Origin of the sequence: Nocardia sp. NBC_01327 (assembly GCF_035958815.1) — a bacterium.
Lineage (GTDB): Bacteria > Actinomycetota > Actinomycetes > Mycobacteriales > Mycobacteriaceae > Nocardia.
This window is the reverse complement of the sequence record NZ_CP108383.1, coordinates 5,430,546-5,455,320: the sequence shown is the minus strand read 5'-3', so window position 1 is coordinate 5,455,320 and position 24,775 is coordinate 5,430,546. Positions and strand designations below refer to the sequence as shown.

The following is a 24,775-nucleotide window of genomic DNA, read 5'->3' as shown; positions in this document are numbered from 1 at the left end:
GGGTGTCGGCTCGCGGTGATGCGTGGTGCTGACGCAAAGCTGCACTCGCTGCTAGCAACTGGTCGTCGGGGGTCCTCACCGGGTGTACCTCGTCGACCAGGAACTGGTGGCGGGAGGGTGTCGCGCGATAGCGCCACCAGTTCCTGGTGATCTTGGTGGCGTGGGGACGGCTCTCGTGAGTGCTTTCCGGCGCGGCTAGGTGGTTGCGTGGACTCGGGGTGCGTTGATGCGGTTGATGCGGCGGGTGCCCCAGGCGCCGAGTGGGGCGAGCGCGGTGTTGAGAGCGGCGCCTTCTTCAGTGAGCGAGTAGTCCACGCGGGGTGGGATTTCGGGGTGGAGTTCGCGGTGGACGATGCCGTCTTCGGTCAGTTCGCGTAGTTGCTGGTTGAGCATTTTCTCGGAGACTCCGGGGAGGGCGCGGCGCAGTTCGCCGAAGCGGCGGGTGCCGTGTTCGTGCAGTTCCCAGAGGATGAGGGATTTCCATTTGCCGCCGACAACATCCATGGCGGCGTCGATGCCGCAGAAGTATGGCCCGTATCTCTTTGCGCCCATTGCCCGTCCTCGCTAGCTGGATACTCACTTTTGGGTCAGTGTCGGAGAAATTAGTGCGTACTTGTTGCCCAACGTCGCGGCGGGCAGCCTCGATTCCAGCGCGCCGATGCGGGCAGCGCCGAATCGAAGGAGTCTCCGTTATGACGAACTTTCACGACAGCCCGGTCACTGTGCTCGGGCTCGGGGCGATGGGCCGGGCGCTGGCCGCCGCATTCGTGCGGGCGGGGGTGCCGACCACGGTGTGGAATCGCAGCGCGGGCAAGGACCGAGAGCTGGTGGCAGCCGGGGCAATCCGGGCCGACTCGGTGGCCGCGGCGGCCGCCGGACCAGGGCTGCTCCTCACCGTGCTGCTCGATCACGCATCGGTGCACGAGACCTTGGATCCGGTGGCCGCCGATCTCGCGGGCCGGGACTGGATCAACCTGACCAGCACCAGCCCCGAACAATCCCGGGAGCTGGCGGGGTGGGCCGCCGCGCACGGCATCGAATTCCTGGACGGCGGCATCATGGCCGTACCGCCCATGATCGGCAATCCCGGCTCGTCGATCCTCTACAGCGGCTCCCCCGAGGTCCTGCACGCGCACCGCACCACTCTCGAACTGCTCGGCGCCGCAGACTATGTCGGCCCGGATCCCGGTCTGGCTGCGCTCTGGGATTTCGCACTGCTGGCCAACATGTACCAGATGTTCGGCGGCTTCTTCCACGGCTCGGCCATGGCCGGTTCCGCCGGAATCACCGCGACGCAATTCGCCGAGCGCGCGGTCCCCTGGCTGACCGCGATGGTGCGCGGCCTGCCGGGATACGCCCGCGCGATCGACTCCGGCGACTATGTCACCGAGGTGCAGGATCTGGCGTTCCAGAAGTCGGGCCTGGACGCCATCGTGCGCGCCACGCAGGATGCGGGCATCGACCCGGTCCTGCTCGATCCGCTTGCCGCACTGGTGAATCGGCAGGTCAGCGCTGGCCACGGTGCGGCCGCGTTCGCGCGCACGGTCGAGGAATTGCGCTGAGTACCAGCACGTCCCGCGTGCTCGCTCGGGAGTGTTGCGGCGTTGCCCTCAGTGCGTGATCTGCAAGGTCGCCATCAACGCCGAAAGTTGTTCGCCCAGGCCCAGATCCGCAATGCGCTGCAACATCTCCTGTCGCTCCGCATCGGGCAGCCCCGACCACGCCTCCCCGATCCGCGACTGTGCGTCGGGCTCGGCGACCGCCAGCACGCGCAGCAGCGGTGGCCACAGGTGCGCGGCGGTCAGCACGCCGGGCACCTGCGCCAGCACCGTACTGTCGAACCGCGACACCTTCCCGCCGAGGCGGCGCGCGATCACCGGATCGACGCGTTCGGCCAATTCCAGCAGCCCCCGCCACACCACCGGCTCGGTATTGCCGTCGATCACGGCCGCCACGGCATCGATCGTCTCCGGTTCACCGATCACGGGATTGGCCGCGAGCAGATCCAGCGCGGCCGGGCTGAACTCGCCGATGAACCGCAGCGTCTCCGGCATCGCACCGGCGGCGACGAAGGCACGCACCAGCGCACCGATCTCCTGGGCGGACCCGGTATCGAACAGGACGTCGCCGATACCCGCGATCACATCGCGTTCGCAGCGCGAGAACACCGACAGCGCGGCGAGTTGCAGTTCGGTGGAACCGTTGATCATGGTCTGCACCAGCCGTGGAATCCGCTGTCCGAGCCCGTCGAGCAGCAGCCGCACCACCATGCTGATGCTCTCGCTGGAGTAGGCGTACGCCGCCGAGCGGATCAATCCCTCATCGTCGTCGGTGCCCTGCTCCACCGCCCGAATCAATTCCGGTGTGGCATAGGCGAGGAACGGCCCGGCGGTCACATAGTCCTTGCGCCGCAGCATTTCGTTCACGATCGCGACGACCGGTCCCGGCGGCGCCACCTCCGCGAGCTGCCCCACGGTGTGCGGATCCAGGTACGGCGCACCGTCGGCGGCATACGAGGGTGTGAGCATGCCGACCGCCTCGGCCGCCTTACGCGGATGATCGACACCGATCGCACCGGCCGCCCGCCCCGCGATCATCGGCGGGACGATGCGCTGCACCAACGGCAGCGAAATACTCAGCGGAATGACCGGCACCAGCATGCTCAGTCGCGAGAATGTCGCATTGTGCTGGGCGAAGATCACTTTCGCCATGCGCTCCTGCAGTTCGTGCAGGTTCTGCGCACCGAGCTTCTCGAGGTGTTCGAGCCGTTCCACGGGTACGTGCAGCGTCCGCGACAGCAGCGTGAGCTGCGCCCGGGTGACCAGATCGCTCATCCGAGCTTGTTCCCGAACATGATCTTCTTGGCCGCGGTGCTCAGGGGCCACGGCAGTGCGCTGACGGTCTTGTCGACCGCCTCGACCATATCGGAGGTCTCGGTGCGCTGCGCCTGCCGGAAAACCTGCAGCAGATCGGCGGTTTCGGCTTCCGACAGCAGATCGAGCGCAGCCAGTGGCCCACCCAGTTCCCGCTCGAGTTCGGCTCTGGCTTCCACGATGTGTCCCCTGTTCCCCGAATGACCCGGATCACTCCGGTTTTCGTGTACCAAGGTGTACCAAGATCGCCTGCACCGCGCCAGTCCGGAATGTCCTGTCTTTCACCGCAGATCGGCCCCGATCGCGTCGGCCGCCCGCAGCGCCATGGCCATGATGGTGACCTGCGGGTTGACGCCGAGCGAAGTCGGCACCACCGAACCGTCCGCGATATAGAGCCCGGTGGCGCCGAACACGCGATGCTCGAAATCGACGACGGCGGTGCGCGCGTCCCGGCCCATGCGCGCGGTCCCCAGCGGATGCGGACCCATGGTGCGGAAATGCCGTGGTGTGAGCGGGGTTTCCGCGACCGCGCGCGCCTGCTCCAGAGTCCGGATGGGCGGCATGCCCGCAATCGGCAGCGCCACCGCCTCCGCACCGCCGTGCAGGAACAGCTGTGCCAGTCCCGCGCACGCGTGCCGCAGCGCGGCCTGCACCCGCGGTGTCACGGTGTACCGGATGAGGGTGCGCCCGCCCGGACCGTGCCGCACACTGCCGCTGGCGCTGTCGCGCACCATGGCCCCGAACTGTTCGGTGTGGGACCAGCGGTTCATCCATGCGGTGAGCTGCGCGCCGTGGAAGGGCAGCACCCCGGCCGCGAACTGCGGCGGGATGGACACCCCTTCGAAGGTGCACAGCGGATCACCGAGGCCCTGCACGTGATAGCCCTGCGGAATCCCGCTCCACGGTGTGCCCGCGGTCGGCATCATGGCGACCGCGCCCAGGGACGGATGCACCGTCAGATTGCGCCCCAGCGCGGGCAGGTCGATACCGTTGCGGCGCAACAGCAGTGGCGTCATCAGCGTGCCGGTGGCGACCAGGACCGCCCGGGAACGGATCTCCAGGGTCCGGGGTGCGCCGTTCGCGTCCTGCCCCTCCGCCAGCACCCCGGCCGCCCGGCGCCCGCTCAGCAGAATCCGGGTGACGGTGAGCGCGGTGTACAGCTGCGCGCCACCTTTGAGCGCCCGCGGCACCCAGCTGACATTCGTGCTGCGTTTGGCCTCGGTGGGACAGCCGTACACGCACTGCCCCTGCCCGTCGCAGCCCACGGCATTGCGCGGCAGCGGCCCGTGCGCCGCGCCCAGCGCGTCCGCACCCGTGCCGATAATGCCCGCGACCCGGCCCAGATAGCGCGGATCGGCCGCGGTGATACCGAGTTCGGCATCGACCTCGTCGAGGTACCCGCGAAAGGCCTCGGGTTCGAACTCGGCCGGAAAGCCCTGCTCCAGCCATTCCCGCAGCACCGCGTCCGGAGTGCGGAACGCGGTGCCGGAATTGATGGCGGTGGTGCCGCCCACCAGGCGCCCGGTGCTGACCCCCAGCACCGAATTGCCCACGGCCAGGTTGTATCCGCCGTCGCGCCAATACTTCTGAGTGCGGTCGTGCAGTTCGCCGCGGAACTGCGCCCGCCCGGCGTACTCCCCCTCCTCGACCATGATCACGCCGAGCCCCTGCTCGGTCAGCCGGGCGGCGGCGGCCGCGCCTCCGGCCCCGGTCCCGATCACCACGACATCGCATTCGACCAGTTCCTGGTGCGAAAGCTCGTCGGGGGTGGTCACATTCGCCATCCACCCCGGCTTCTGCTCCGCGACGGAATCCAGATACCGCGGCGCACCGACGGCATCGAGGTAGCGCCGGTCGCTGAAATGCGCGATGCGCACCGGTGTTTCGACGGCGGCGACGGCATGCTGCAGGGCCGGGCTGCGCCGTGCGGCCTCGATCAGACTGCGGCGCTGCGCCTGCGGCAGCGCGGACAGACCGTGTCCGTGCCGGGACCGGGCCTGGGCGTCGAGCGCGCGCACCGCCACGCGCAGCCCCGACTGCATGAGCGGTGTCATATTGCCGACGTATTCCTGGACTCGGTCGATCGTGCCCGCGTCCACCGGCGGCACCACCCCGCCCGGTTCGATGAGCGCCCCGGCCAGCGCCCGCAGCGTTTCGCGCTGCCCGGGCGTGAACGCGCCGACGGGACGGCTGCCGTCGGCCAGATCCGTGCGCAGTGAGGTCCACGGCTGGAACGAGCGCAGGAAACTCGGATAGTCATTGGCAAAGAACTGCATTCGGCCGGTCGCGACCTCGCGCCCCGCACACCACAGCGTGGTGTACAGGGTGGTCAGACTCTCCTGCGCGCGCCGCAGCCACCGCACGTCCTTGTGCCCGGTCAACCGCCAGGCCTGCCCGTCGCCGTCGCGGAAATCCACCTCGTATGTCATGGACCGCTTGGTGACCGGCAGCGCCACCAGCGTCCCGACCACCGCCGCGCCGTCCACCCACGGCGCGGCCCGAATGGTGCCGGTGAGGCGGGCGCGCCCGTTGGTGACGAACCCGCGGGCGCGCCCGGATTCGCAGCGCAGATCCATGGCGACGTGGTGCGGTCGCCCGCCGGCGTCGTAGAGCTCGCCGCTCATCGTCTCGAAGAAGGTCAGTGGCATATCGAACGCTCTCTGCTCAGACGATCGGGGAGACGGCGGGAACCGGTTGCGGCAGCAGGAATTCCAGGGCCCCGCCGTGCGCGCTGCGCAGTTCGAAGGCGTTCCCGTTGATCGGGGTGACATGCGCCGACACCGCCGCGGTCTTGGAATTGAGGCAGTAGCTGGTCGCACGCGCCGGATTGCGGTAGGCCAGGCACACCATCTGCTCGGGCGCGGCGCTCATGCGCAGTACCGCGCTGCCGTCGCGGCCGCGCATGCGCAGCGTCCAGTGCGGGAAGTCCAGATGCGGTTCCTGCCGCCACAGATCCAGCACCCGGTCGAAGCGGTACTCCTGCTCCCCGCGCCGGATGACCAGCATCGACACCAGCGGTGAGACGCGACCGCCCACCCGGGTGCGCCCGGACGCGGCCTCCAGCACCGCGAACGGCGTCTCGTCGCCGGTATCGGTGAAAACGCAGTGGCCCCAGGCATATTCGGGACTGTGCTCACTGCCCCAGTTGTGGCCCTGCATCCCGTGCCAGCCGCCCAGGTCCCAGCGTTCGCCGTCCCACTCCAGGTGCCCGGCGACCGAGGCCACCGGGAACGGCGTCACCAGCTTGTTGCTCGGGAATCGCATGCCCAGCAGCCGGTCACCGGGCAGCAGCGACAGCGGCGCACCTCCCACCTCGGCCCGGGTGAAGGCGAAATCCCAGGAGATGGACGAGGTGTCGTCCGACAGCGCGCCCGCCGTGTCACCGCCGCGCGTGGTGAGTGTGATGGCCAGCGGTCCGGCCTCGATGTCCTGCCCGAGCGTATTGGCCTCGAATCGTGCTGTGTCCAGCGGAATGTCGAGACACCACGCCTTGGTGCGCCGACCGTCGAACACACTGCACCAGGCCTGCGCGAGGGCGGTGCCGTCGCGGGAGGTGAGAACGGTGGCCTTGATCCACACCGCCCGAGGCGAATGCGGATCGTTCGCGCGAATGAACCAGGATTCGACGTGGTCGCCGCCCGGGCGCAGGCGCGGAGTGTTCTGGGCGATGGCGGTCATCGAGCTCCTCACAGTTTCGGCTGCCGGCCGAGCATGGACAGCAGCAGGTGCCCGGCGCGGGCGTAACCGCGCAGGCGGGTGGCCGGGCGCGCGGTGGCGACGGCGGCGCCGAGGGCGCGCATGGCGTCCTCGAGTTCGGGTCCGTACGGATACCACCACGGGCGTTTGGGGCCGAATGCCGGGCCGCGCGGGGCATCGATCACCTGCACCCAGGCCGCATCCAGCAGTGCGTCGACCCCGTGCGAGCGGCCGAAACCGGACCGGCCGATTCCGCCCCAGGGCAGCTCCGGCGTCGAATACATGGTGGCGGCAACATCATTGACGGCCACCGACCCGGCATTCAGTCGCTGCGCGAGCGCGCGGGCGCGCGCCACATCGGCGGAGAAGATGCTCGCGGTCAGCCCGTACTCGGTGTCATTGTGCAGGGCGACGGCCTGATCATCGCCGCCGAAACCGGTCACCGCGACCACCGGCCCGAACGTTTCCTCCTGCCACACAGTCGCATTCGTGATGCCGTCGCCGCTGATCACGGTCGGTGCGTACCGCCGATCGGGCAGCGGTTCTCCCCCGCTCACCGTGAGGCCGTCCGCGCGTGCGGCCTCCACGTGCCGCTGCCATGTCCCACGCTGCCGCTCGTCGATGGCCGGGGCCAGATCCCGCCGAATGTCGATGCGCTGCAGCTTGTCCCGCAGCCGCACCAGGAATGCGTCGTGCAGATCCTCGTGCACCAGCACGCGTTCGATCGAACAGCAGGCCTGCCCGCCGTTGAATGTCGCGCCCCAGGCCACCGCCGAGGTGGTGAACTCCAGATCGGCATCCTCGAGCACGATCGCCGCATCCACTCCGCCCAGCTCGAGCCCGACCGGAATCGGGAACCGCGCGGCGGCGGCCATCACCGTGCGGCCGGTGCCCACCGATCCGGTGAACAGCACCCTGTCCGGTTGCGCGGCAACCAGTTCCGCGCCCAGCGCGCCGTCACCGACGGCTAGTTGCAGCACATCTGCCGGGAGATCGCAGGCGGCGATCACCTCCACCAGCAGCGCCGCCACGCGCGGGGTGAGCTCGGACGGTTTGAGGATCACCGCATTTCCGGCCAGCAGCGCGGGCAGCACCTGGCTGAACGGAATGAGGAACGGCAGATTCCAGGGCGCGATCGCCAGCACCACGCCGTAGGGCCGATGCATGCGCACCGCCGAGCGATACGGCGCTGTGGGCGAGGTGATCCGCGACGGACCCAGCGCCGCGACGGCCGCGCCGAGATGATGGCGAGCCAGCGCGATCGCCGGCACGAGCTCATGCGCCAGCGCCTCCGCCCGCGGCTTACCGTTCTCCGCCGCAATGGCGTCGGCGAGGCAATCGATACCGCCGAGCAGCAATTGCGGCAGCTGCTCGAGCGTCGCGACCCGCTCGGCCACACCGCGCGAACCCCAACTCGATTGCGCCGCGCGAGCCCGATCGACCAGTACACGAGCGTCCGGTGCCGGTTCCACGCCGCGCTCGGGCACAAGCGCCGAGGCAGCAGGTGAGTCTCGCTGCGTGCGAAGGTCTCGCTGCGTGCGAGGAAGGGATGCCATACGCAAACCGCCTGTCGAAAGCCGTCCTTCTGGCCAGGTGGCCAAGTGGTCAGACCACTATAGCGAGGACGCTCTTTCTGGCAAGAGGCATCTGCTCCGCGCTCAGGCTTGTGCGGGCTGCATCTGCTGCATGAGGACGTCGAATTCGGCCGCGGCCAGCGACAGCAGTTCCTCGGCGGCCTGGCGAGCGCCCGCGCCATCGCCCGCGATCACCGCATCGGCGAGCCTGCGGTAGTACTCGGTGCGGCTCACCTCGGCGGTCATGACACCGGCCAGTACGGCCACGGCCGGCTCGTAGACCGCGCGCAGATCGTTGTAGAGCAGCCGGTACACGATCGAATCCGAGGCATCGATGAGGTGATCCCAGAAGGCCAGCGCGTGCAGCTGCTGTGCGACCGGATCATGTTCGGCGGCAAGGATTTCTGTCGCCTCGGCGAGTACGCCCGCCAGGGCGGCCCCCGCGCGTTCGGCGGCCAGCCCGGCCACCTCCCGCCCCAGCACGCGGCGCGTCTCGAGAATCGAGCGAATCACGCCGGTATCGAGTTCGTTCTTGCGCACCAGCAGCCGCGGCAGCATGTCCATTCCGGCATGACGGCGGAAGTCCTGCACCATCGTGGACCCACCCTGGCGGACCTCCACCAACCCGGTATGCGCCAGCCGCTGCAGCGCCTCCCGCACGGTCGGCCGCGACACCCCCAGCGCCTCGGCCAGCTGCCGTTCCGCCGGCAACGCCGCGCCGGGAGCCAGTTCCCCGTCGAGCACCTCGTCCACGAGCTGCTCGAATACGGTATCGGGAACTGTGCGCCGATCGATCCGCCTGATAGCCATCCCCCGACGCTAAGGGCGGCAAGATCACAGGTCAAGCGGTCAGACCAGTTGCCGGGTCCGTGTCCCCGAGTCGTTGCCCCATACCGGTCGGGCGGACGGTCGATGGCGCGCTGGAATCCGGGTGGCAGCTTCTTCCGCTGGAGTTCATACGGCGTTGGTGCACCGGGTCCCGCGGGTAACCCGGTGCCCTGCACGATCAGCGAGTGCGCATCGTGCAGCTTGCGAACTTCTACGGTCCGCGCTCCGGGGGGCTGCGCACCGCACTGCATCACCTCGGCGCGGGATATGTCGCCGCCGGGCACGAGGTGGTGCTGATCGTTCCCGGGCCGCGCCGGGGCGAGGAGTTGCTGCCCTCGGGGGTACTGCGAATCACCGTGCCCGCGCCCGCGATTCCGTGGACCGGCGGCTACCGTGCGGCTCATCCCCGGCGGGTGGCCGATGTGCTGGCCGGACTGCGCCCCGATGTGCTGGAGGTGTCGGATCGATTGACACTGCGCGGGTTCGGCAACTGGGCCCGCCGCCGCGATGTGGCCGGGGTGATGATCTCCCACGAACGCCTCGACCGCCTGCTCGGACAGGTGCTGCCGGGCCCCGCCGCCCGCCGGGCCGCCGACGCCGCCAACCGCCGCACCGCCCAGAACTACGACATCGTCGTCTGCACAACAGAATTCGCCCGTGAGGAGTTCCAGCGCATCGACGTCCCGAATGTGGAGCTGGTACCGCTCGGCGTCGATCTGGACATGTTCACCCCCGACCGCCACGACCACCGCCTGCGTACCGACCTCGGCGCGGACGATCACGCCCTGCTGGTGCACTGCGGGCGACTGTCGGTGGAGAAGCGCGTCGACCGCAGCATCGAAGCCCTCGGCCGACTGCGCCGCGAGGGTGTGCACGCCCGCCTCATCGTGGCCGGTGAAGGCCCGCGCCGCGAAGCCCTCGAACGCCGCGCCCGCACCATCCCGCCCCTGCACGACGGCCTGCCCGCCGTCCACTTCACCGGATTCATCACCGACAGAACCGCATTGGCCACCCTGCTGGCCACCGCCGATGTCTCCCTGGCCCCGGGCCCCCACGAAACCTTCGGCCTCGCCGCCCTGGAAGCCCTCGCCGCCGGCACCCCGGTGGTAGCCAGCCGCTCCTCCGCCCTCGCCGATATCGTCACCGCCGACTGCGGCGCGGTGGCCGCCGACCACCCGAACGCCTTCGCCCGGGCGGTCACCGACGTCCTGTCCCGCCCCCTCGTGCAGCGCCGCCAGGCCGCCCGCACCCGGGCCGAGCAATTCACCTGGCCCGCAGCGGTTTCCGGCATGCTCGACCTACTCGGTTCCGCGTGATCTCTTCCTCCGCGCGCCCGACCTCGACAGCGGGGAGATCGTGGCATGGCCGGGCTCGGTCCGCATGGTCACCGCGCCGCCGAGAGACCGGCCAATTCCTGGAGCAGGCCCCCGTGCATAGGGCGTGATCAGTCGCGGGCCGGGTCCGGGGTCCAGGGGATGTAGTCGCGGTCTTCGGATCGGGCGCTGGTGCGGGCGGAATTGAGCTGGTAGGGCGTGATTCCGCCGGGTTGCCAGGGGCCCACCGAGCCGGAGCCGAGGGCCGCGGCGGATTTGGGAACCAGGCCGATTTCCTTGCGTATCAGGGTGATCGGGCGGTCGGCGAGGGTGAACCAGTCCAGGTCGAGGAAGTCGTGGCTGCCGGTGGTGAGGGCGCCACGGCGCAGGGCGTCACCGAGGCGTCCCGCCATACCGTTGGCTTGCAGATGCCCCGCGTCCGCTTCGAAAAGCCCTGCGCCGGAACGCAGATAGCCGGTTTCGAACAGGGAGATCACCATCGCTAGCAGGCTGAAGGCCCGGGGATCGTCATTGGCGCGCGCCATGAAGGCGAACACCTCGATCTCGTTCTCCAGGGTGGTGCCGTATCCGGCGAGCACATGCACCCAGTCGTGCTGGGCCAGCAGTGGCGGCGCGGACCCGGGCAGGCCGGGGGTGACGAAGCCGCGATCGCGGTAGAAGTCGGCCACTCCGCGCCCGAGGGTGCCCATCGGCAGCTCACGCAGCTGCGCCCAGCGTCCGGCCAGGGCCGGATCGTCCACGACGGCGCTCCAGGAGCTGTCCAGTTCACTGGTGTGCAGGGCGTTCAAACGCGTGGTGTCGATGCCGCCCAGATAGCCGTTGCGGGAGAAGTCCACCGCCGCAAGATCTTCCGCGCCCTCGGCGTATTTGCGGGCGACGGAGATCATATCGTCGTCCACGCCCAGCGCGTCCGCGAACTGCTGCAGCTTGTCCGCGACACTGGCCGGCAGCGGCCGCACCACCAGCGCCGCCAGCAGCATGGTCTGGATGACCCGCTCCCGGAATATCCGATTGCGCCGGGTCAGTCCGGCCGCGTACTCCTGCGGACTGATCGGCTCCAGCTCCGCCAACTCCACCGCATGTCCCGTCAGCGACAGGAACAGCGCCGGAATCAGCAACTGCTGCAAGGGCGTGAGCCCCTGCTCGCCCTGCGCGGCGGTCGCCACCCCGCGGGCCACCAGTCGCACCTCCGTCGCATCGGGCGGAGTCAGAAGCACATCACTCATCAGTCGTACCCTCCTGGCGTACTGCACGCCGATCCCCGCCATTGTGACCATGATTCGCGCGCGGCGCGCATTCGGTTCACTCTCGGCGTACGGCGCCGCCGTCTACAGCTGACCTACAGGTTGGCTCGGTACCGTGCGGTGAATGGGCACGAGCGAGTCGAAACGGATTGTCGTCGCGGCGTTCTGCAGCGCACTCGCGCTGGTCGCGGTGGGGTGCCGCCCAGCGCCCGCGCGGGCGTCGGGCGATACGACGATGACCGTGGAATCGGAGGGAATGTCCCGCCAGTACGTCATCCACCGCCCCGCCCATGCCCCTGCCGGACCACTGCCCGCTGTCCTGATCTTCCACGGCGGTGGCGGCACCCCCGAATCCATGGTGACCGCAACACATTTCGACACCCTCGCCGATGCGCAGGGCTTCCTCGCGGTCTATCCGGCCGGAGCCGACAGGTCCTGGAACGACGGCCGCGGCGCGGACACGAAGGCCGGAGCCGCGGGCCATGACGATATCGCTTTCGTCTCTACCCTGATCGACCACCTGGTCGCGAACGACGGTGTCGACGCCGCCCGGGTCTATGCCACCGGCATCTCCAACGGCGGCATGCTCACCGAGGACCTGGGCTGTCGCCTCGCCGGCAAGCTGGCCGCCATCGCCCCGGTGTCCGGTCCCCTCCCGGCCGCCGACGAAAGCGACTGCACCCCGGCGTATCCCCTGCCGGTCCTGGAGATCCACGGCACCGCCGACCCCATCGTCTCGTATACAGGCGGCCCGGTCCGCGTCACCTCCGGTCACCACGGAGGCCCCGGCACGAGCGCGGTGCTCTCGGTGGCCGACACCCAGGACTTCTGGCGCACTCGTGAGTCCTGCGGCCCGGTCACCACGACCGCCCTCCCGCATCAGGCCGACGACGGCACCTCGGTGAACGTCGAAACGTCCACGTGCGCGGCGGGAAGCAAGGTCGAGCTGTACTCGGTCACCGGCGGCGGCCACACCTGGCCGGGCGGCCCGCAGTACCTGCCGAAGGCCGTCGTCGGCCCGGTCAGTCACCAGTTCGACGCCACCCAGGTGATCTGGCAATTCTTTTCGGCATTCCACCGATAGCGGATCCGCACGCCGCGGCAGGTCGGCCGAGTTCATCGCCCAGGCCACCTCGGCCCTGGGCGGGATCGACCTGCTGGTCAACAACCTCGGAGGCGGCGGCGACCACGATCTGCCCGCGACCTTCCTGGAATCCACCGATCAGCAGTGGGCCGCCGCCCGCGGCGTCACCCAGGCGCAGCTGCTGCGCGATATCCCCCGCGAGATGGGCGTCACCACAGGCGAATTCGCGCAGCCGAGGCATATTGCCGCCCTGGTCACCTATCTCGCCTCACCGCTCGCGGCGGCCATCCACGGTGCGGACTACGTTATCGGAACCGGTGCGATCAAGACCGTGTGACAACTGGCAGCACTCCGCCAGCGTGCCTAGAATTTATGGTTCGGCCCTCCGGCGTCCCCGGCCCGAAGGGGGTTACCCCATGAATCCTGTTCCGTCCCATCCCGCACTGACCGCGGCCCAGGCCCGCCTCGCTGCCCTGGACCAGCAATTCCAGCCCGTCGCCATGATCGAGCACGATGAAGGCGCCGCCGCGGTGTTGCTGGAGAGCCGCGACTTCCGCGTCATCGTCATCGTCGCGAACCAGGACGGCGAGTGGGTCGCGCCCTCGTTCGTCGCCGGCACTCCCCGTCCCACCTCGCGGGCGCGCCCGGCCCGGACGGCCGAACATCGGCCGCTGCTGCGGATGAGTCGCTCGCGTGTCCCGCACGCCCATGCGGACGGCAATTGGTCCGCGGTCCTGGGCACCGCGGCCGCCGATGCGACCACCCTCACCGTTATTTCGACCATCGACAGTTACACCGCGCCCATCGCCCCCAACGGTTTGGCGTTCGCACTGGTCCGCACCCCGACCGGTGAACATCCGCTGATCCACGTCCACACCGCCGACGGCCGCATCCTGCCGGTGCGCTCCTGAACGGGACGGCATCGGCCGCCGGTTGCGGTGTGCTGGTGGTGATTCGCGGCAACTCCGGCTCGGGAAAATCCACCGCCGCCGCCACCGTGCAACACCGCATGCCGCGCAGCACCTGTGTAGTGGTGCCCCAGGATGTGGTGCGCCGCCAGATGACCTGGGAGCCCGAGGCGGAAGGGCGTCTCAATGTCGAATTGATCGAGCACATCGCACAGTTCGCGCTGACGCGCGGCCTGGTGGTGATCGTCGAGGGCATCCTCGACACCACCCGCTACGGCGCCATGCTCGAGCGCCTGGCCGAGGTCGCGGCGCACAGCCTGCTGTACGCCTTCGACCTCACCCTGGAGGAAACCCTCCTCCGCCATGCCGGTCGCCCTCTGGCGGCGGAGGTTCCGCCCAGCATGCTCGCGCAGTGGTATCACGGCTGGCAGCCCGTGGGATTCGCCGCCGAGATCCGAATCGATTCCGGCTGGCCGCTCGAGGCGATCACCGACCGCATCCACGGCGATATCCGCACCGCGCTCGCGCCGCCGCGTGATCCGTTGTCGCCGTGAGGTTCTGTCAGGGAAACCGTCGAGGCCGCCCCGCCGAGTCGCGGCCGCCGCACCGACCGCGCCGCAGGCTCGGCTTCGAGGCGCTCGTCGATGAGATCCACGGCCTGCTCACCGGCCGCGAACCGACCGGTCCTGACCAGCCGTACGGCACGGTGGGTGCGGCGAGGGCATACTGAAGGCAGTCGGCCGGGATAGCTTCCGGCGAATCGCGGTGCATAAATCCCCATAGCTACGACACCTCTAGCGGCGGCCGGCCTTCGATTCTCGTGAGGAGAAGTCGTGAAAGCCGTCATCGGGGTGGTTGTGGTCCTCGTGATCGTGCTGCTGATCGTGGTAGCAATGTCGATCCGAGTGATTTTCCAGTATCAGCGGGGCGTGCACTTCCGGCTCGGGAAGGTGATCGGCGTCCGGGAACCCGGACTGAACCTGATCATTCCGATCCTGGACCGCCTGATGAAGGTGTCCATGCGGATCGTCACCATGCCGATCCAATCGCAGGGCATCATCACCCGCGACAATGTCAGCGTCGATATCTCCGCGGTCGCCTACTTCCGGGTGGTGGACGCGGAGAAATCCGTGGTCGCGATCGAGAATGTGTACTCGGCCATCGATCAGATCGCGCAGACCACCCTGCGCAAGGTGGTCGGCAAACACAGCCTCGACCAGGCGCTCTCCGATACCGACAGCATCAATGCCGATATCCGCGAGATCCTCGACCTCACCACGCTGGCCTGGGGCGTGGAGGTCACGCTGGTCGAACTCAAGGACATCCAGCTGCCCGACAGCATGAAGCGCGCCATGGCCAAGCAGGCCGAGGCCGAGCGCGAGAAGCGCGCCAAAATCATTGCGGCCGAAGGTGAATCACTGGCAGCGGCAGCACTCGGCGACGCGTCCGACATCATGATGGCCCACCCCCTCGCCCTGCAACTGCGCAATCTGCAAACCCTCATCGAGATCGGCGTCGACAAGAACACCACCGTGGTGTTCCCCGCACAGCTGATGAGCACCATGAATGACATCGGCGCCTTCTTCGCCCGGGAGACCACCGCCTCCGCCACCCCCATGGTGTCGGGAACCCAACCGGTGACGGTACCTCCCGTGCCGGTGCACAACGGAGCGGGAGACACCGCGCAATAACCGCCGCTCACTCGATCACCGGGCGGTCGTCCGCTGACACTGGCAGACTCGTGCACCATGGCCCCGCGGCGCGATCCGAGTCCGCCCGCCCGCCGGGCGACGTGGCTGACACCCAATGTCCGGGTGCTGTCCGGTGTGAGTCTGCTGCAGGACACCGCCAGCGAACTGCTGTACCCGATCCTGCCGATCTTCCTCACCGTCACCCTCGGCGCACCGGTGGCAGTGGTCGGCGTGGTGGAGGGTGTGGCCGAAGGCATTGCCGCACTGACCAAGATCATCGCCGGGCGGCTCGGCGATCGGTATGCCAAGCGCCCGTTGATCGCCGTGGGCTACGGCCTCGCGGCGGCCGGAAAGGTGCTGGTCGCGATCGCGGGAAGTTGGCCGCTGGTGCTGGCGGGCCGCGGGGTGGACCGGATCGGCAAGGGCATCCGCGGTGCGCCGCGCGATGCACTGCTGATGGTGGACGCCGACCCCGCGTACCGGGGCCGGATCTTCGGATTCCATCGCGCGTCGGATACAGCGGGCGCGGTCCTGGGTCCCGCGATCGGCCTCGGGCTCTACGAGGCGTTCGGCCATGCCATCCGCCCTTTGCTGCTGATCGCCGTCGTCCCTGCGGTGCTGTCGGTCGTACTGGTGGCCGCGGTGCGCGAAAACCGTACGGCGGCACCGGGTTCGCCGCCACCGGTCGCCGGATCGGCAGCGCGAGCACCCTTACCAGCGCGGCTGCGCCTGCTCATCGGCGTGCTGACCGCGTTCTCACTGGTCAACTTCGCGGACGCGCTCTTGCTGCTGCGCGCATACGAACTCGGCCTGTCGACCGCAGGGGTGATCTGCGCGTACATCTGCTACAACATCGCGTACGCCGGACTCGCCTATCCGGCCGGCGCGCTCTCCGATCGCATCCCCCGGCATGTGGTGTTCGCACTCGGGCTCGTCTGCTTCGCCGTCGGATACCTCGGTCTCGGCCTCATCGAGTCACCCGCATGGGTATTCCTGGTGCTGCCGATCTACGGCGGATTCGCCGCCGCCACCGATGGAGTCGGCAAAGCCTGGGTCTCCGATCTCGCCCCGCCGGGACGCCACAGCGCCGCGCAGGGGCTGTATCAGGGCCTCACCGGTGGCGCGGTGCTGATTGCCGGGATCTGGGCCGGGCTGGCCTGGCAGGGCAGCGGACAGCTTCCGCTGCTGATTTCCGGTGTGATCGGGCTGGTGCTCGCCGCGGCGCTGGCGGTCGGTGGTCGTCGCCTGGCCCCGGTCGATCGCGCCACGGCGGCAGCGCACTGAATGGTCCGAGGCATGCCGGGCAGCGTCCGCGCCTATGTCACGGACTGGGTTGCGGCAGCTCGCAGCTGGTCACCTTGGGGTTGAGGCCGGTGTAGTTCAGCGGCCCGGCGAGCACGGTCAGCGCGATGGTGCCGAAGTCGGCGCAGTTATTGCTCACGTGCGCGAAGTAGTCGCGCTGCCCGGCCGCCACCGCCCCGATGATCAGCCACGCGCACACCAGCAACGAACTGAGCCGCATGTCGAATCTCCTTGTGCCTGGCCGCTTCCTCTCACGAGCATGCCAGAACCGGAGGGGGTGTGTTCACCACCGCCGGTCGGGCGCGGGTGTTCTCGCCGGTCGGCGTACCTGCGGCGGTGGCCGATCCTCAGTACGCCAGGGTGGGAAACCGGTGTGCCGCTTCGAGTTCGTACGCGGTCTCGAGCAGGGTGCGTTCATCGCCGTAGGCCGCCGCGAGTTGCACGCCGATCGGCACGCCCTCGGCCGCCATGCCCATGGGCAGTGAGATCGCCGGTGTACCCGCCACATTGTTGATCGGCGTGAAGCCGACGTAGCTCATCAGCCGATGCAGTAGCTCATCGAATTCGATGGTGGGGCTGAGGTATCCGAGCTTCGGGGTGATATGGCTGAGTACCGGCGAGAGGATCAGCTCGTGCTTGGCGAACATCCCCGCGACCGTGTCCGCGGTCTTGCGCAGCCGCCACAGCGCACCCGGCGTGTGGTGCAGCGTCGCGCGGTGATGGGCGCGCAGGCCGCGGGTGAGACCGTCGAGCTTGCTCGCATCGAAGGAGCGATCGAAGGTGAGCTTGCCGGTGCTGGCGGCCAAATCGGCCAGCAGCGACCAGAGTTGGACAAAATCGTGCGCCCACTGCGTGGTGATCGGCAGCGCGATCGGCTCGACCCGATGCCCGGCCTGCTCGAGCAGCGTCGCGGTGTGCAGCACGGCCGCACGGGTCTGCTCGTCGATGCCCTCGCCGATGGTCGTCTCCAGCACCAGGCCGATGCGCAGTCGCCTGCGGGCCGGGCCGAGCACCGTGCCGATCGGCGGCAGGGCCGGATTGCGCCGGTAGTCCTCGATGGCCGCGATATAGGCGGCGGTATCGCGCACCGTGCGGGTGAGCACGCCCTCGGAGACGATATTGATCGGCATGGTGCGCGCCATCTCACCGTCGATATGCCGGCCCCGGCTCGGTTTGAGCCCGACCAGTCCGGCACAGGCGGCCGGAATCCGAATGGACCCGCCGCCGTCATTGGCGTGCGCGATGGGCACCACACCCGAGGCCACCAGCGCCGCCGACCCGCCGGAGGACGCGCCGACCGAATACTCGGTGTCCCAAGGGTTGTGGACCGGCTCCTCGGTCATGAATTCCGTCGAGGGACTGAACCCGAACTCGGGCAGCCGGGACTTGCCGAGCACCGTCATACCGGTGCTGAGCAGCTGCCGGGTGAATGCGCCGTCCTTGCGCGCGGGCCGGGCGCGGAACGCCTCACTGCCGTGATTGGTCGGCAGGCCGCGCACATCGGTGTTGTCCTTCACGAAGGTCGGCACACCGAACAGCGCGGCCGCCCTGTCCTCGCCGTAGCGCGGAGTGTCGTAGTCCGCGCGGGCAATCGCGTGCAGCTCCGGATCGACCTGCCGCGCCCGGGCCACCGCGGCCGCGGCCAATTCCTCGGCCGTGGTCGCGCCGGTGCGGATCGCCTCGGCCAGGGCGACCGCATCGTGCCGGCCGAGCGCATCATCACCGAAGCTATCCAGACGATTGTCCATCAGCCGAGCATAGGTTCTGCACTGCCCGGCAGACGGACATCAGCGCGCTGCGGTCCGAAAACCTTACAGACCTTGGCGTTTGAGCCAATCGAGTGCGTACTCGGCCACCTCGCGCCACCCCTCGTCGATGGTCAGCGAATGACCGCGATCGGGGAACTCCTGCAGTTCGGTGACCGCATCGGAATGCCGGTACTGCTTCAGCGTCGAGGTCGTGATGACCTCCGGCACCGTATGGTCCTTACCGCCCGCGACCAGCAGCAGCGGCCCGCGATCGGCATTGGCGGTATCGACCTTCGCCGGTGAATGCAGCGAGAAGTTCGCCGCCGCCGCCTCGAACAGCGGCCGCCCCGGCGCCGGAATCGCCCACGCCTGCCAGAGCCGGCGCGATTCCTCCGCACTCACCGTATTGCCGAAGGCGAAACGGAACTGCTCCTCGGTGAGCGAGACCGCCCGATGCTTGTTGGCCGGATTCTTGAACACCGGAAGCGTGGCGTGCAAGGCCGAAAGCGGCAGCGGCAGTACCCCTTTGATCTGCGCGGCATCGATCGCCACCGCACCCGCGGCGACACCGGTGCCGAGCAGCTTCTGCGCGATCATGCCGCCGAAGGAGTGCCCGACCAGAATCGGCGGTTCGGGCAACGCCGCGATGATCGCCGCATAGTGCGCGGTCACCTCGTCGATCCCCTTGTCCGCAATGCTGTCCGGATCGGCGCGCGCCGCCTCGACGGTATCGGCGACCCCCGGCCACCCCGGCGCGATCGCCGCATAACCATTGGCGTTGAACAGTTCCACCCACGGCGCCCAGGAGGTGGTGTGGATCCAGAGTCCATGGATGAACAGAACGGGTTTGGAGCTCATAGAGTTCGTTCCTAACCTCGGTGCGACCCAGCGGCGGTACTTGTCAGCGGCATGCGATGGTCGCGACCTCAACACTGACAACATGTGCGGCGGCAATCAACCCCTCCGCTCAACCTCTCCGCCGAACTTCCTCGGGCAGGACCACTTTCGGAGCGAGGCGCATCACACGAATACCGGCGCCGGGTTCACCATCGAGGGCGGTGTCCCGACCTGGTAGTCGTGCTAAGTGGTCACGACGATCTTGCCGGGGACTCCGTTGCGTTTGGCCAGGAAGGCTTCCTTGGCCTCGCTCAGGGGGTATACGGCGCCGACCTGGGCGCGCAGGCGGCCGATCTCCGCCAGGTGCAAGACTTTTCGGAGTTGGTCGCGGTTGGGTTCGACGATGAAGAACACTGCGCGCCCGTCGGGGGGTGTGACCGGCGGTGGGGCGGTGATCGAGACCAGGGTGCCGCCGGGTTTCAGTACGGCGGCCGAATGTTCCAGGACCGGGCCGCCCACGGTGTCGAAGACCAGATCCACCGGGCCGACCCCTGTCAGCTCCGGATCGAGGGCAAGATCGATGAATCGGTCCGCGCCCAGCTCTTTGGCGAGATTCTCCGACCTGGCGCGGCCGGTGGCGATGACATGCGCCCCGGTGTCCTTCGCGATCTGAACGATGAGGGAGCCGGTGCCGCCCGCCGCGCCGTGCACCAGGACGGTCTGTCCCGGCTGCAGGTTGCCGTGATCGAACAGACCCTGCCAGGCGGTCAGCCCGGCGAGGGGCAGCGCCGCGCCCTGCACATAGTCCAGGGCTGCGGGCAGTGGTGCGAGGTTGCGGGCCTCGACGGCGACGTATTCGGCCATCGAGCCGTCGCGATGCCAGTCGGTCATGCCGCAGACCCGGTCGCCGACCGCGAATCCGGTAGTGCCGTAATGGACTTCGGTCACAATCCCGGCGACCTCGTGGCCGGGGACGGACGGCGTCCGATCCTGGCCCGCCCGGTTCGTCCAGGTACCGGGCCAGTCCAGCTCGTCGGGAACGAAACTCGCGGCCCCGACGCCCACCACGACGTCGCCCGTCACATGCTGCGGCTCCGGGACCTCCTCGAGAACCAGCAGGTCAGCGCCACCGCGCTCGTGAATACGCAATGCTTTCATCCTGAACCCCTGTCGTAGTTATCGGTCGTCCGAGTCCGAATCGGGCGGAGCCACTGAGCTATGCGTGTGCGCCGAGTACGGTGGCTGCGATCCCGGTGATCACCGGGACGGCGTCGAACAGGTCGCCTTCCGGTCCGGCCATGGTGTCGAAGGTCTCGAAGCTGGTGAGGGCCAGCAGGATTCGCACCTGTTGATCGTCTCCCGGCGGATTCGCGACGGAGGCGGCGAAGGGGGCCGACAGCACCGCCAAGCCTTCGCGTCGCCGCTCGTCGCGGGCGCTGATGACCGCGTGCACCTCCGCGTCGAGTGTGGCCAGCGCGCGCAGTCGCCGCATGGCGGGCCGGTCGGCCTGCCAGAATCGCGCGAAGCAGGCGATGAATTCGGCGAGCGCCGCGAGTGGATCGGGATTGGTGAAGGCCTTGACCAGCTCCGACAGACCGCCGACTACGCCGAGATCGTCGCAAACCGCTTCCAGCAGACCGGTTTTCGACTTGAACTGGTAGTAGACCGTGGCACGGGCCACGTCCGCGCGCTTGGCCACCGCGTCCAGGGTGAATCCGCTGTAACTATCGCCCTCACCCAGCACGGCCCGGGCGGCATCGAGGACCTGCCGGCGACTCTGCTCGATCTGCGCGGTGCGCTTCCCCAGGTTGTACTGGCGTGGACTCATGGCCTTGACAGTACCTGGCGAACCTGATTCATTCATACACACAGTCTAACTAAATTAAACAGACGGGCAGATGGCCATGAACAACCACCGACCGGCCACGACAATCGATTTCTTCGGGATGTATCTCGCCCACGACGCCTGCATGCGCGACCTGATCCGGCTCTCGGCCGCGGTCGCCGAGGGTCGTCTCACCGCGCCGTCCGTGCGGATCGGATGGGAGACATTCCTCCGCCAACTCGATCGCCATCACAGCACCGAGGATGCAGCGCTCTGGCCGCTGGTGCGTGCCGCGATCACCGATCCGGCAGACCTGGCGATTCTCGATGAGATGGAGGCCGAACACGAGGGCATCGGAAAACTGCTGGCCGCAGTGGAATCCGGAATCGCCACCGCGGGCGACCCGGGGCTGCGGTCGGACGTGGACGCACTGGCCGCGGCGCTCGATACGCACTTCACCCACGAGGAACAGATGGCGCTGCCCCTCATCGACCGCACCGTCGGCGGACCCGGATGGGCAGCCTTCGGCGCGGAAATGCGCAAACGCAACGGACTTCGCGCCGTGACCGAGTACCTGCCGTGGGCACTCGACGACGCACCCGACGAGGCACAGGCCAAGATGCTCGGCTTCCTGCCCTCCCCCATTCGCGCCCTGTACCGCTATGTCCTGAAACCCCGCTACACGGGCCCGCGCCGCGGCTGGCTGTAGCCGAGTCCCCCTCCACCGCTTTCGTAGGCCGTGAGATCCACCTCGGCGGTGGCACGGGCGTAGGCGATATGGGATCCGGGCCAGACGGCGACGACCTTGCCGTCGTCGGTGTGATACCACCCCGGACAACCGCTGGTGAAGACCGTGCCCGCCAGCCTGCGCTGCAGATCCCGGTTGTAGTCCTGCTGCACCTGCGGGCGGACGTCGAGCCAGCCGCCGTTACGGCCTATGTGCTCGATTGCCAGTCGCGCGTACCGGGCCTGTTTCTCCAGCAGGAAGATGATCGTATTGGTGAGCGAGCCGGTGTTCGGGCCGTAGATCATGAACAGGTTCGGGTATCCGGATACCGAAATGCCCAGGTACGCTTCGGGTCCCGACTTCCATTCGGCGTGCAGTTTCCGGGCGTCGCGGCCGGTGATGTCGATGGGTGCGAGGTATTCGGTCGCGCTGAAACCGGTACACCAGATGATCACCTCCGCCTCGACGACCGTGCCATCGGTGAGCACCAGCCCCGACGGTGTCACCGCCCGCACGCCTTCGGTGTGCACGGTGACATCGTCACGGTCGAGTGTGGGATACCAGTCGTTGGACAGCAGCAGCCGATTGCACCCGGCCTTGTAGCCCGGCGTCACCTTCGCGCGCAGGGCGGGATCATCGATTTCGCGCCGAATCTTGAACCGCAGCCAGGCGTGCACACCCTTTCGCAGCGGGTCGAATCCATTGAAGATGATCGGCACCCGCGACTCGTACCACAGCCACTCCACATTGTGCTGAGCGCGCGCCAGGCCGGGCACGGTGCGCATCAGCCGGCGCAGCCGCGGGCTGGTCCGGTGATTCCATTTATTGCCGATCCAGTTCGGGGAGCGCTGGACGACATGCAGTTCGCGCACCCGGTCGGCGATGGCGGGCACCAGCTGTACCGCGCTCGCGCCGCTACCCACCACGGCCACCCGTTTGCCGGCGAGCTCGACCGAGTCGTCCCACTCGGCCGAATGAAAGTGGGCCCCGCCGAAGCTTTCCAGCCCGGGCAGGTCGGGGATCTTGGGGCGCGACAGCTGGCCGGTCGCGCAGATCAGCGCATCGAACCACTGCGTCTCACCGTCCGCCAGTTCCACCAGCCACCGGCCGGCCGACTCGTCGAAGCTTGCTGCCACCACTTCGGTATTGGACCGAATCTTCGGTGCGACACCGTATTTCACCGCACACCGCTCCAGGTAGGCGCGGATCTCGGCTTGCGTGCCGAACCGCTGCGACCATTCGGTCTCGAGTTCGAACGAGTACGAGTATGTCGGTGACGGCACGTCGCAGGCAGCGCCCGGATAGTGGTTGGCCCGCCAGACTCCGCCGACTTCGTCTCCCTTCTCGAATACCGTGTAGTTGCCGATGCCGTGACGTTCGAGCTCGATCGCGGCGCCGAGTCCGCCGAATCCACAGCCGATGATGGCGACGGAGGTGTCGCTGCTCGAGATGTTCATGCGGGGTCCAGCTCCTCCAGTGCGCGGCGCAACACCTTTCCGGTGGCATTGCGCGGGAGTTCGTCCACGAACAGAACCTCGCGGGGAACCTTGTAGCGGGCCAGGTTCGCCCTGACGTGGTCTTTGATGTGCTGCGGGTCGGGTGTCGCACCCGGCGCGGGAACGATGAACGCGCGCAAGCGTTTTCCGAAATCCTCGTCATCGACGCCGACGACCGCCACGTCGTCGACCCCGGCCAGTTCCGCGAGCAGGTTCTCGACCTCGAGCGGGTAGACGTTCTCGCCCCCGGAAACGATCATGTCGTCATCGCGTCCGTCGATGAAAAGCAGTCCCGCGGTGTCGAAGTGGCCCATATCGCCGGTGGACATATAGCCGTCGATGATCTGCTTGTGCCGCCCGTCGGTGTAGCCCTCGAACGGTGCGCCGCTGCGCACGAATACCCGGCCTCGCACAGAGCGGGCCCGGATGCGTCGATCGTCCTCGGCGAACAGCGCAACCCGCGTGGTGACCGGCGCTCGCCCGACAGTGCCCGGGGCCGTGCGCAATTCGTGTGGTTGTGCGACCGTGGCGATGGCGACCTCGGTCGATCCGTACAGGTTGTAGAGGACCTCGCCGAACGTATCCTGTACGCGCGCGGCCAGATCCGGTGACAGCGCGGATCCGGCGACGACGATGGACCGCAATGCGGACAGGTCGTAGCGGCCGATGACGTCCGGCCCCAGCGCGACCATCCGGTTGAGCATCGTCGGCACCGCGACCAGCATCTCGGCGCGATGCGAGGCCAGTGCTCGCAGTGTGGCCTCGGCGTCGAATCGGCGCAGCAGCACGGTCTTGTTCGCCAATGCCGTTGCCACCGTCCACATTCCGAATCCGGTGGCGTGGAACAGCGGCGAGACGATCACCACCGTTCCGCGACGCGGGAAGGGGATCCGGTCCACGAACAAGGCGCTCGTCAACGGGGTCAGCTTCGTGCGCGGTGCGCCCTTGGGCAGTCCCGTCGTACCGCTGGTGAGGATGATGAACCCGCCCGGCCGCTGCGGGGGCGGGGGCAACCGGCGGGCACCGCGGGCGATCAACTCGTCGATCGTCGTCGACCGGGCGGGTGGCACGTAGCCCTCGTCGACCCAGGTGAGTATGCGCGGGAGCGTGGCAGGCAGCGCGTCGAGCAGGTCCGCGAACTCGCTGTCGTGCAGTACCGCCTGCACGTTCTCGCGGGCGGCGACCTCCGCGAACTGCGGTTTGGCGAATCCGGTGTTCATCATCGCCAACCGCACTCCGGCCCGCCCCGCCGCGCTGATCGTCAGCAGGAGGCCACGATGATCGCGGGCGAGCACGGCCACCACCGATCCCGGCCGGAGCCCGGAATTCAGTAGGGCATCGGCCAGGGCGTTGGACTGCTCGTCGAGTTCTCGGTAGGTCAGCACGCCGCGCTCGTCGGCCAGGGCGGGGGCGTCCGGATGCTCACGCGCGGCCTTCAGGATCACCGCCACCTGCGGGCCGTAGGTGCGATTCTCCTTCGCGGTACGCAGCACCCGATCCGGGCGCGTCAGGTTGATGACACCCTCGGTGTGCAGTCGCGCCACGGCTCTGAGATCCGCGGCCGCGGTACCGACCCGGTCACGAAAAGGCTGGGGAATCAACGACATC

24 protein-coding genes are annotated in these 24,775 nt (G+C 68.4%); 9 read left to right on the top strand and 15 right to left on the bottom strand.

Annotated features, from left to right (window positions below):
- Nucleotides 1–195: 195 nt before the first annotated feature.
- Nucleotides 196–552: a winged helix-turn-helix transcriptional regulator gene (locus OG326_RS25235; RefSeq protein WP_327139596.1), complete on the bottom strand. Its 357-nt coding sequence runs from the start codon at nucleotides 550–552 to the stop codon at nucleotides 196–198.
- Between the two features lie 140 nt (nucleotides 553–692).
- On the opposite strand from OG326_RS25235, the gene OG326_RS25230 reads away from it, so the two are divergent.
- Nucleotides 693–1,562 (top strand): NAD(P)-dependent oxidoreductase, encoded by an 870-nt coding sequence (locus OG326_RS25230; protein WP_327139595.1) that lies wholly within the window; start codon nucleotides 693–695, stop codon nucleotides 1,560–1,562.
- A gap of 48 nt (nucleotides 1,563–1,610) precedes the next feature.
- On the opposite strand, the gene OG326_RS25225 is transcribed toward OG326_RS25230, so the two are convergent.
- The 6 genes from OG326_RS25225 to OG326_RS25200 form a co-directional block, all read right to left on the bottom strand.
- Entirely contained in the window at nucleotides 1,611–2,834 is a 1,224-nt protein-coding gene (locus tag OG326_RS25225) for a hypothetical protein (protein ID WP_327139594.1), read from the bottom strand.
- Nucleotides 2,831–3,052: a hypothetical protein gene (locus OG326_RS25220; RefSeq protein ID WP_327139593.1), complete on the bottom strand. Its 222-nt coding sequence runs from the start codon at nucleotides 3,050–3,052 to the stop codon at nucleotides 2,831–2,833. Before OG326_RS25220 ends, OG326_RS25225 begins: the two co-directional genes overlap by 4 nt.
- Before the next feature lie 102 nt (nucleotides 3,053–3,154).
- Nucleotides 3,155–5,521 carry a GMC family oxidoreductase N-terminal domain-containing protein gene (locus OG326_RS25215; protein ID WP_327139592.1) on the bottom strand — a complete coding sequence of 789 codons (2,367 nt, stop codon included), beginning with the start codon at nucleotides 5,519–5,521 and terminating at the stop codon, nucleotides 3,155–3,157.
- A gap of 16 nt (nucleotides 5,522–5,537) precedes the next feature.
- Nucleotides 5,538–6,551, bottom strand: a complete 1,014-nt coding sequence (locus OG326_RS25210; protein WP_327139591.1) for a hypothetical protein — start codon at nucleotides 6,549–6,551, stop codon at nucleotides 5,538–5,540.
- A gap of 8 nt (nucleotides 6,552–6,559) precedes the next feature.
- Nucleotides 6,560–8,041, bottom strand: a complete 1,482-nt coding sequence (locus OG326_RS25205; protein ID WP_327139590.1) for an aldehyde dehydrogenase family protein — start codon at nucleotides 8,039–8,041, stop codon at nucleotides 6,560–6,562.
- 186 nt (nucleotides 8,042–8,227) lie between these two features.
- The gene (locus OG326_RS25200) at nucleotides 8,228–8,953 is read right to left on the bottom strand and encodes a FadR/GntR family transcriptional regulator (protein WP_327139589.1); all 726 of its coding nucleotides are present in this window, start codon (nucleotides 8,951–8,953) and stop codon (nucleotides 8,228–8,230) included.
- Nucleotides 8,954–9,156: 203 nt separating this feature from the next.
- On the opposite strand from OG326_RS25200, the gene OG326_RS25195 reads away from it, so the two are divergent.
- On the top strand, nucleotides 9,157–10,287 hold the full coding sequence (locus OG326_RS25195; protein WP_327139588.1) for a glycosyltransferase: 1,131 nt from the start codon (nucleotides 9,157–9,159) through the stop codon (nucleotides 10,285–10,287).
- Nucleotides 10,288–10,415: 128 nt separating this feature from the next.
- Here the strand turns inward: OG326_RS25195 and OG326_RS25190 are convergent, their stop codons facing one another.
- Nucleotides 10,416–11,531 carry a hypothetical protein gene (locus tag OG326_RS25190; RefSeq protein WP_327139587.1) on the bottom strand — a complete coding sequence of 372 codons (1,116 nt, stop codon included), beginning with the start codon at nucleotides 11,529–11,531 and terminating at the stop codon, nucleotides 10,416–10,418.
- Nucleotides 11,532–11,673: 142 nt separating this feature from the next.
- Here OG326_RS25190 and OG326_RS25185 point away from each other — a divergent pair, with 142 nt between their 5' ends.
- The 6 genes from OG326_RS25185 to OG326_RS25160 all read left to right on the top strand — a co-directional run bounded on the left by OG326_RS25185 (nucleotide 11,674) and on the right by OG326_RS25160 (nucleotide 16,516).
- On the top strand, nucleotides 11,674–12,633 hold the full coding sequence (locus OG326_RS25185; RefSeq protein WP_327139586.1) for an extracellular catalytic domain type 1 short-chain-length polyhydroxyalkanoate depolymerase: 960 nt from the start codon (nucleotides 11,674–11,676) through the stop codon (nucleotides 12,631–12,633).
- 202 nt (nucleotides 12,634–12,835) lie between these two features.
- A complete protein-coding gene (locus tag OG326_RS25180) occupies nucleotides 12,836–12,970 on the top strand; it encodes a hypothetical protein (RefSeq protein ID WP_327139585.1) in 135 nt (44 codons plus the stop codon).
- Between the two features lie 79 nt (nucleotides 12,971–13,049).
- A complete protein-coding gene (locus OG326_RS25175) occupies nucleotides 13,050–13,544 on the top strand; it encodes a hypothetical protein (RefSeq protein WP_327139584.1) in 495 nt (164 codons plus the stop codon).
- Between the two features lie 29 nt (nucleotides 13,545–13,573).
- Nucleotides 13,574–14,095, top strand: a complete 522-nt coding sequence (locus OG326_RS25170) for an AAA family ATPase (protein WP_327139583.1) — start codon at nucleotides 13,574–13,576, stop codon at nucleotides 14,093–14,095.
- Between the two features lie 339 nt (nucleotides 14,096–14,434).
- Nucleotides 14,435–15,232 carry a slipin family protein gene (locus OG326_RS25165; protein WP_442791049.1) on the top strand — a complete coding sequence of 266 codons (798 nt, stop codon included), beginning with the start codon at nucleotides 14,435–14,437 and terminating at the stop codon, nucleotides 15,230–15,232.
- 57 nt (nucleotides 15,233–15,289) lie between these two features.
- A complete protein-coding gene (locus OG326_RS25160) occupies nucleotides 15,290–16,516 on the top strand; it encodes an MFS transporter (RefSeq protein WP_327139581.1) in 1,227 nt (408 codons plus the stop codon).
- A 37-nt stretch (nucleotides 16,517–16,553) separates the two neighbouring features.
- On the opposite strand, the gene OG326_RS25155 is transcribed toward OG326_RS25160, so the two are convergent.
- From OG326_RS25155 to OG326_RS25135, 5 genes are all read right to left on the bottom strand, one after another.
- Entirely contained in the window at nucleotides 16,554–16,754 is a 201-nt protein-coding gene (locus tag OG326_RS25155) for a hypothetical protein (RefSeq protein ID WP_327139580.1), read from the bottom strand.
- Between the two features lie 127 nt (nucleotides 16,755–16,881).
- Nucleotides 16,882–18,282, bottom strand: coding sequence for an amidase (locus OG326_RS25150; RefSeq protein WP_327139579.1), 1,401 nt, complete (start codon nucleotides 18,280–18,282; stop codon nucleotides 16,882–16,884).
- A 63-nt stretch (nucleotides 18,283–18,345) separates the two neighbouring features.
- Entirely contained in the window at nucleotides 18,346–19,140 is a 795-nt protein-coding gene (locus OG326_RS25145) for an alpha/beta hydrolase (RefSeq protein WP_327139578.1), read from the bottom strand.
- Between the two features lie 222 nt (nucleotides 19,141–19,362).
- A complete protein-coding gene (locus tag OG326_RS25140) occupies nucleotides 19,363–20,277 on the bottom strand; it encodes an NADP-dependent oxidoreductase (RefSeq protein ID WP_327139577.1) in 915 nt (304 codons plus the stop codon).
- A gap of 58 nt (nucleotides 20,278–20,335) precedes the next feature.
- Nucleotides 20,336–20,947, bottom strand: coding sequence for a TetR/AcrR family transcriptional regulator (locus OG326_RS25135; protein ID WP_327139576.1), 612 nt, complete (start codon nucleotides 20,945–20,947; stop codon nucleotides 20,336–20,338).
- 76 nt (nucleotides 20,948–21,023) lie between these two features.
- Here OG326_RS25135 and OG326_RS25130 point away from each other — a divergent pair, with 76 nt between their 5' ends.
- Nucleotides 21,024–21,653: a hemerythrin domain-containing protein gene (locus tag OG326_RS25130; protein WP_327139575.1), complete on the top strand. Its 630-nt coding sequence runs from the start codon at nucleotides 21,024–21,026 to the stop codon at nucleotides 21,651–21,653.
- Here the strand turns inward: OG326_RS25130 and OG326_RS25125 are convergent.
- Together OG326_RS25125 and OG326_RS25120 are read right to left on the bottom strand one after the other, a co-directional pair.
- On the bottom strand, nucleotides 21,623–23,128 hold the full coding sequence (locus OG326_RS25125) for a flavin-containing monooxygenase (protein ID WP_327139574.1): 1,506 nt from the start codon (nucleotides 23,126–23,128) through the stop codon (nucleotides 21,623–21,625). The genes OG326_RS25130 and OG326_RS25125 overlap by 31 nt on opposite strands.
- Nucleotides 23,125–24,774, bottom strand: a complete 1,650-nt coding sequence (locus OG326_RS25120; protein WP_327139573.1) for an acyl-CoA synthetase — start codon at nucleotides 24,772–24,774, stop codon at nucleotides 23,125–23,127. Before OG326_RS25120 ends, OG326_RS25125 begins: the two co-directional genes overlap by 4 nt.
- Nucleotide 24,775: the final 1 nt, after the last annotated feature.

What these genes read in the sequence shown, in the direction of transcription:
- OG326_RS25140 (WP_327139577.1), bottom strand. Translation starts at nt 20,277, where the DNA reads ATGAAAGCATTGCGTATTCACGAGCGCGGTGGCGCTGACCTGCTGGTT.
- OG326_RS25155 (WP_327139580.1), bottom strand. Translation starts at nt 16,754, where the DNA reads ATGCGGCTCAGTTCGTTGCTGGTGTGCGCGTGGCTGATCATCGGGGCG.
- OG326_RS25130 (WP_327139575.1), top strand. Translation starts at nt 21,024, where the DNA reads ATGAACAACCACCGACCGGCCACGACAATCGATTTCTTCGGGATGTAT.
- OG326_RS25210 (WP_327139591.1), bottom strand. Translation starts at nt 6,551, where the DNA reads ATGACCGCCATCGCCCAGAACACTCCGCGCCTGCGCCCGGGCGGCGAC.
- OG326_RS25150 (WP_327139579.1), bottom strand. Translation starts at nt 18,282, where the DNA reads ATGGACAATCGTCTGGATAGCTTCGGTGATGATGCGCTCGGCCGGCAC.
- OG326_RS25145 (WP_327139578.1), bottom strand. Translation starts at nt 19,140, where the DNA reads ATGAGCTCCAAACCCGTTCTGTTCATCCATGGACTCTGGATCCACACC.
- OG326_RS25225 (WP_327139594.1), bottom strand. Translation starts at nt 2,834, where the DNA reads ATGAGCGATCTGGTCACCCGGGCGCAGCTCACGCTGCTGTCGCGGACG.
- OG326_RS25185 (WP_327139586.1), top strand. Translation starts at nt 11,674, where the DNA reads ATGGGCACGAGCGAGTCGAAACGGATTGTCGTCGCGGCGTTCTGCAGC.
- OG326_RS25135 (WP_327139576.1), bottom strand. Translation starts at nt 20,947, where the DNA reads ATGAGTCCACGCCAGTACAACCTGGGGAAGCGCACCGCGCAGATCGAG.
- OG326_RS25200 (WP_327139589.1), bottom strand. Translation starts at nt 8,953, where the DNA reads ATGGCTATCAGGCGGATCGATCGGCGCACAGTTCCCGATACCGTATTC.
- OG326_RS25230 (WP_327139595.1), top strand. Translation starts at nt 693, where the DNA reads ATGACGAACTTTCACGACAGCCCGGTCACTGTGCTCGGGCTCGGGGCG.
- OG326_RS25235 (WP_327139596.1), bottom strand. Translation starts at nt 552, where the DNA reads ATGGGCGCAAAGAGATACGGGCCATACTTCTGCGGCATCGACGCCGCC.
- OG326_RS25215 (WP_327139592.1), bottom strand. Translation starts at nt 5,521, where the DNA reads ATGCCACTGACCTTCTTCGAGACGATGAGCGGCGAGCTCTACGACGCC.
- OG326_RS25160 (WP_327139581.1), top strand. Translation starts at nt 15,290, where the DNA reads ATGGCCCCGCGGCGCGATCCGAGTCCGCCCGCCCGCCGGGCGACGTGG.
- OG326_RS25125 (WP_327139574.1), bottom strand. Translation starts at nt 23,128, where the DNA reads ATGAACATCTCGAGCAGCGACACCTCCGTCGCCATCATCGGCTGTGGA.
- OG326_RS25120 (WP_327139573.1), bottom strand. Translation starts at nt 24,774, where the DNA reads ATGTCGTTGATTCCCCAGCCTTTTCGTGACCGGGTCGGTACCGCGGCC.
- OG326_RS25180 (WP_327139585.1), top strand. Translation starts at nt 12,836, where the DNA reads ATGGGCGTCACCACAGGCGAATTCGCGCAGCCGAGGCATATTGCCGCC.
- OG326_RS25165 (WP_442791049.1), top strand. Translation starts at nt 14,435, where the DNA reads ATGTCGATCCGAGTGATTTTCCAGTATCAGCGGGGCGTGCACTTCCGG.
- OG326_RS25190 (WP_327139587.1), bottom strand. Translation starts at nt 11,531, where the DNA reads ATGAGTGATGTGCTTCTGACTCCGCCCGATGCGACGGAGGTGCGACTG.
- OG326_RS25175 (WP_327139584.1), top strand. Translation starts at nt 13,050, where the DNA reads ATGAATCCTGTTCCGTCCCATCCCGCACTGACCGCGGCCCAGGCCCGC.